General features: G+C 72.5%; 6 protein-coding genes and 1 pseudogene. 6 read left to right on the top strand and 1 reads right to left on the bottom strand.

Going from position 1 to position 4,228, the window contains the following annotated elements; translation table 11 throughout:
* The 5 genes and pseudogenes from IE312_RS40905 to mscL all read left to right on the top strand — a co-directional run.
* Nucleotides 1–154: pseudogene (locus IE312_RS40905) on the top strand (MFS transporter); the annotation flags it as partial.
* 67 nt (nucleotides 155–221) lie between these two features.
* The gene (locus IE312_RS19565; protein WP_189983509.1) at nucleotides 222–530 is read left to right on the top strand and encodes an FmdB family zinc ribbon protein; all 309 of its coding nucleotides are present in this window, start codon (nucleotides 222–224) and stop codon (nucleotides 528–530) included.
* A gap of 114 nt (nucleotides 531–644) precedes the next feature.
* Nucleotides 645–1,478, top strand: a complete 834-nt coding sequence (locus tag IE312_RS19570) for an S-methyl-5'-thioadenosine phosphorylase (RefSeq protein ID WP_189983511.1) — start codon at nucleotides 645–647, stop codon at nucleotides 1,476–1,478.
* A 195-nt stretch (nucleotides 1,479–1,673) separates the two neighbouring features.
* Nucleotides 1,674–2,294 carry a hypothetical protein gene (locus IE312_RS19575; protein ID WP_229900147.1) on the top strand — a complete coding sequence of 207 codons (621 nt, stop codon included), beginning with the start codon at nucleotides 1,674–1,676 and terminating at the stop codon, nucleotides 2,292–2,294.
* Between the two features lie 93 nt (nucleotides 2,295–2,387).
* Nucleotides 2,388–2,867 carry a large conductance mechanosensitive channel protein MscL gene (mscL, locus tag IE312_RS19580; protein WP_189983587.1) on the top strand — a complete coding sequence of 160 codons (480 nt, stop codon included), beginning with the start codon at nucleotides 2,388–2,390 and terminating at the stop codon, nucleotides 2,865–2,867.
* 246 nt (nucleotides 2,868–3,113) lie between these two features.
* Here mscL and IE312_RS19585 read toward each other — a convergent pair whose 3' ends face one another.
* On the bottom strand, nucleotides 3,114–3,290 hold the full coding sequence (locus IE312_RS19585; RefSeq protein ID WP_189983513.1) for a hypothetical protein: 177 nt from the start codon (nucleotides 3,288–3,290) through the stop codon (nucleotides 3,114–3,116).
* 104 nt (nucleotides 3,291–3,394) lie between these two features.
* Between IE312_RS19585 and IE312_RS19590 the strand changes: the two genes are divergently transcribed.
* Nucleotides 3,395–4,228 (top strand): low temperature requirement protein A (locus IE312_RS19590; protein ID WP_229900149.1); only part of this gene is annotated, 834 nt, incomplete at its 3' end.

Raw genomic sequence — 4,228 nt, forward strand, 5'->3', positions numbered from 1 at the left:
GCTGTGGGACGGCGCCGGATTCCTGGTGCCGATGGCCGGCACGGTGCTCGCGCTGGCGACCCTGGTGACGCTGCGTTCCCGGCTGGTCCCACGGCAGCCGCACCGCACGGTCGCGCGTGGCGTCGGTCACCGCGTGCCCGTCACGGTGGACTGATTCCCAGGAATACGTCACTATGGATCGTCGTTAGCACTCATTGAGTGAGAGTGCCAGGAGGAAGACAGTGCCGACCTACCAGTACCAGTGCACCGAGTGCGGCGAGGGCCTCGAGGCGGTGCAGAAGTTCACCGACGACGCCCTGACGGAGTGCCCCAACTGCAAGGGCCGCCTGAAGAAGGTGTTCTCCGCGGTCGGCATCGTCTTCAAGGGCTCCGGTTTCTACCGCAACGATTCGCGCGGCTCCACGTCGAGCAGCTCCCCGGCGTCCAAGCCGGCCGGCTCGTCGTCCGACTCGAAGACGTCCTCCTCGACGTCCTCGTCCTCGACCTCGTCCTCCTCGTCGTCGAGCTCCACCAGCAGCTCCGCCGCCTGAGACCCTCTCACCCCGGCCCTGCCGTCCCGCGACGGCAGGGTCTTCGGCGTTCCCCCGAGGCGTACCCCGGCACCGGCCCCCCGCGCTCGCCGAGCGCCCGCTAGTGTGCTGGTCATGGCGAACGCAGAGATCGGTGTCATCGGCGGCTCGGGTTTCTACTCCTTCCTGGACGACGTCACCGAGATCCAGGTGGACACCCCTTACGGAGCGCCCAGCGACTCCCTCTTCCTCGGTGAGATCGCCGGCCGGCGGGTCGCCTTCCTGCCCCGGCACGGCCGGGGCCACCACCTGCCGCCGCACCGCATCAACTACCGCGCCAACCTGTGGGCCCTGCGCTCCGTCGGCGTCCGGCAGGTCCTCGGCCCGTGCGCGGTGGGCGGGCTGCGCCCCGAGTACGGCCCGGGCACCCTGCTCGTACCGGACCAGATGGTCGACCGCACGAAGTCCAGGGCGCAGACCTACTTCGACGGGCTGCCACTGCCCGACGGCACCGTGCCGAACGTCGTGCACGTGTCCATGGCCGACCCCTACTGCCCCACCGGGCGGGCCGCCGCGCTGAAGGCGGCCCGCGGCCGGGACTGGGAACCGGTGGACGGCGGCACGCTGGTCGTGGTCGAGGGGCCGCGGTTCTCCACCCGCGCCGAATCGTTGTGGCACCAGGCCCAGGGCTGGTCGGTGGTGGGCATGACCGGCCACCCCGAGGCCGCGCTCGCCCGGGAACTGGAGCTGTGCTACACCTCGCTGACCCTGGTCACCGACCTCGACGCGGGCGCCGAGACGGGGGAGGGCGTCTCCCACGAGGAGGTGCTGCAGGTGTTCGCGGCCAACGTGGACCGGCTGCGCGGCGTCCTGTTCGACGCGGTGGCGGCACTGCCGGACACCGGGGGCCGGGACTGCCTGTGCACGAACGCCCTCGGGGGCATGGACCCGGGGTTCGACCTGCCGTAGCGGCGGCGCCGGGCGTGGGGTGAGGGAGCGGCGTCCGCGAGCGGGAGCCGGGGCGGGAGCCGGGGCGCGGAACTTCTCGTTCGGGTGAGCGAGTTGTCCACAACCGGCCGACGGTCCACGGGGCCCGGCGGGATCCGGCGCGGGCCCTCATCGTGGGACCGCAAGCCGAACCCCTCGCCGCAGGCGGTGATCCCCATGCCCTCGCCCCCCTCGCTGCCCTCCTCCCCCTGGCCCCCGCCGTCCTCCCCCTCACCCTCCTCGCTCCCCGCCCCCTCCTCCCTCCCTCACCCGCGCCCAACGGTCCCGCTGGGCACGGACGCCCCGCCGACCCGTGAGGTGCCCCCGTTCGATCCGGTACGGGTGCGCGGAGGGCGGTACCTGCTGCAGCGGCTGGTCCGGCACCCCCGGCGGGCCGTCGCGGCCGGCCTCGCGGTGACCGCGGTGGCGCTCGTGGCCGCCGGTCCCCGGACCGTTACGCGCCCGCCCGACGCCGATCGGACCCGGGCCCACCGGACCGCGGACCCCGTACGCCGGCACCCGGTGGCCGAGAGCGTGACGGCACCGGTACGGATCGCCGACGCCGCCACGGTGCGGCTGCTCCGGCCCGGGGACCACGTCGACGTGATCGCCGCCGACCCGTCGGCCGGAGGCGGGGTGCGGGTGCTCGCGCGCGGGGTACGGGTGGCGAAGGTGCCCGAACCCCTGGACGGCGAGGTGGAGAGTGGCGCGCTGGTCGTGCTGACGGTGCCGCGTGCCACGGCGGCCCGGCTGGTCGGCGCGGGCACCACCGCACGCCTGGCGGTGACGCTGTGCTGAACCGACTCGGACGTGCCGTCCGCGGCCTGCTGTTAGGTTGCGGAGCGTTTCGTTCCACATCCTGTGCATCCGAGGAGAGTCCGCTACGTGAGCGTGAAGAAGGAGAAGAAGGAACCGAGCGTCTGGCACGGCTTCAAGGCCTTCCTGATGCGCGGCAACGTCGTCGATCTGGCAGTCGCGGTGGTGATCGGCGCGGCCTTCACGAACATCGTCAACGCGGTGGTGAAGGGGATCATCAACCCGGTGGTCGGCGCGATCGGCACGCAGAACCTCGACAACTACAGCTCGTGCCTGAAGGACCCGTGCCGGGTCGGCGCGGACGGCGCGGTCAGGAGCGGGGTGCCGATCCTGTGGGGCTCCGTCCTGGGTGCCACGCTCACTTTCGTGATCACAGCCGCGGTCGTGTACTTCCTGATGGTCCTGCCGATGTCGAAGTACCTGGCCCGGCAGGCCGCCCGGAAGGCGGCGCGGGAGGGCACGAAGGAGGTCGTCGAGGTGTCCGAGCTGGAGGTGCTCAAGGAGATCCGCGACGCGCTGCTCGCCCAGCGCGGACCGGAACGCGGCGAACGCTAGCAGCTCTGCCGGGTGCGGCCCGACGACTACGACGGACGGCCGGGCTCCCCTCACGGCTACCCCGAGACCCCTCACGGGCGCCCCGGCCCACCTCGCCGACGGACCGCCTCCGTCGCGGGCGGCCCAGCTTCTCTCGGGGGCGGCCCAGCTACTCTCCCGGGCGGCCCGATATCCCTCACCCGAGGCCGGACGGCTCCCGGCTGCCCAGCTTCCCTCGCCGGCGGCCCCACGGCTCCCGGCGGCGACTCAGAGGTGGTGGGGCGGCTTCTCGTCGAGGAAGCGCCGGAGGTCCGCGGCGCTGTCGCCGTCCGGGCGGTCGCCCCACCCGCGGTCGGTGTCGTCCGAGGACTGCTGGTCCAGCGGGTCGTCGAAGACCAGCGCGGGCTTCGGGTCGCGCGGTTCGGGTTCGGGGGCGCTGCTCATGCCACAAGGGTACGGCGCCCGCCCGGCCGGCCCACCGGGCGAGCCGGACACGCTTGTGAACGCCTTCACAAGATTTCACGGGGGTTTTCTGCTGTGCTGGGACCATGACGTCGAGTTCCGCCCCGGCACCCGCTCCCTCGGGCGCACCGCATCCCTCCGGCCCCCTGCGACGCCTCACCGCGCGCGGGCGCGACGAGACCCACCGGGTCGCCTCCCCGCTGGAACTCCTCTTCGACCTGTGCTTCGTCGTGGCGATCGCGCAGGCGGGCGTGCAGCTGGTGCACGCCGTCGCGGCCGGGCACGCGGGCGAGGGGATCCTCGACTACGCGATGGTCTTCTTCGCCATCTGGTGGGCGTGGATGAACTTCAGCTGGTTCGCCTCGGCGTACGACAACGACGACGTGCTGTACCGGATCGTCACCCTGATCCAGATCGCCGGTGTCCTGGTCCTGGCCGCGGGCGTCTCCCGGGCCGCCGCGCACCACGACTTCCTGCTGGTCTGGCTCGGTTACCTGATCATGCGGCTGGCGATGGCCTGGCAGTGGCTGAGAGCCGCGCGCTCGGCGTCGGGCGGGGAGCGGACCACGGCCCTGCGGTACGCGTGCGGCGTGCTGCTGTGCCAGGTCGGCTGGCTGGGTCTGGTGCTGCTGCCCGAGCCGGCCCGGCCGTGGGTGTTCCTGGTGATGGCGGTCGCGGAACTGTCCGTGCCGCTGTACGCGGAGAGGGTCCAGCAGACCTCCTGGCACCCGCACCACATCGCCGAGCGGTACGGCCTGTTCACGATCATCGTGCTAGGGGAGACGATCGCCGCGGCCACGGTGGCCGTGAAGTCGGGGGTGGACGAGCACGACGCGCTGGGCGAGCTGCTGCCCATCGCGGCCGGCGGGCTGCTGATCGTGTTCTCCGCGTGGTGGATCTACTTCGTGGTGCCCATCCAC

This window comes from Streptomyces capoamus (assembly GCF_014654935.1).
GTDB lineage: Bacteria > Actinomycetota > Actinomycetes > Streptomycetales > Streptomycetaceae > Streptomyces > Streptomyces capoamus.